Consider the following 875-nt stretch of genomic DNA (forward strand, 5'->3'; position numbering starts at 1 on the left):
GCCGGGGCGGGCACCGCCCGGTCCACCGCCGCGGTGAGCGGGGCGACGTCCAGCCGGTCCTGGTCCAGCGCGTCCAGCCGCTGCTCGGGCGGCGAGGCGAGGAAGTCGATCCGGTCGGCCTTCGCCGGCTCGCCCCACCAGAGCGGGTTGCGCACCACGGTGACCGTCCCGCCCTCGGCGTCGTACCGGGAGAGGGTGTACGGCCCGGCGCTCGGCCGGTCGCCGCCGGTCAGCGCCCGGTCGAAGTCGGCCGGGGTGGCCGTCTCGGCGGCCGGGTAGAGCGGCCCGAACAGCGAGCGCCACTCCGCGTACGGCCGCCGGAAGGTCACCCGCACCTCGTGCGGGTCGGCGCCCGGGGCGACCGACTCGACGGCGTCGTACCCGGCCGCCCGCCCGCCCCGGTACGCGGGGTCCAGGCCGGACAGCGCGGTCCGCTGGGCGTCGAGGTCGGCGGCCGAGACCGGGGTGCCGTCGCTCCAGACGGCGCGCGGGTTCAGCCGGTACGTCACCACCTGCGGCGACTGCCCGGGCGGGGTGGACTCGGCGCCCTCCAGGTAGTCCGGGTCGGGGGCGAGCCGGCCGTGCTCGTCGGGCCGGAACAGCGAGGGGTACAGCGCGTGGGCGAGCAGCGCCGAGTCGGCGGTCGCCGCGCCCTGGTAGACGTTCAGCGTGGCCGGGACGCGGTCGAGGGCCCAGCGCAGCGTGCCGCCGTCCCGGACGGCGGCGCGGTCGACCGGCCCGACGTCCCCGGTGGTGGCGGTGGGTTCGGCCAGGGCGGGCACGGCGGCGGGGGTGCGGGCGGGGCCCGGGTCGTCGGAGCAGCCGCCGAGACCGGCGGCGAGCAGCAGCGCGGCGGCTGCGGCGGTGAGCTGGCG

General features: G+C 79.5%; 1 protein-coding gene. It reads right to left on the reverse strand.

Features of this window, described 5'->3' with window-relative positions; translation table 11 throughout:
* On the reverse strand, window positions 1–875 hold an 875-nt coding region (locus AE652_RS42270; protein ID WP_234348740.1), incomplete at both ends, for an ABC transporter substrate-binding protein.

Source organism: Kitasatospora sp. MY 5-36 (assembly GCF_001182915.1).
In the GTDB taxonomy this organism is placed as follows: domain Bacteria; phylum Actinomycetota; class Actinomycetes; order Streptomycetales; family Streptomycetaceae; genus Kitasatospora.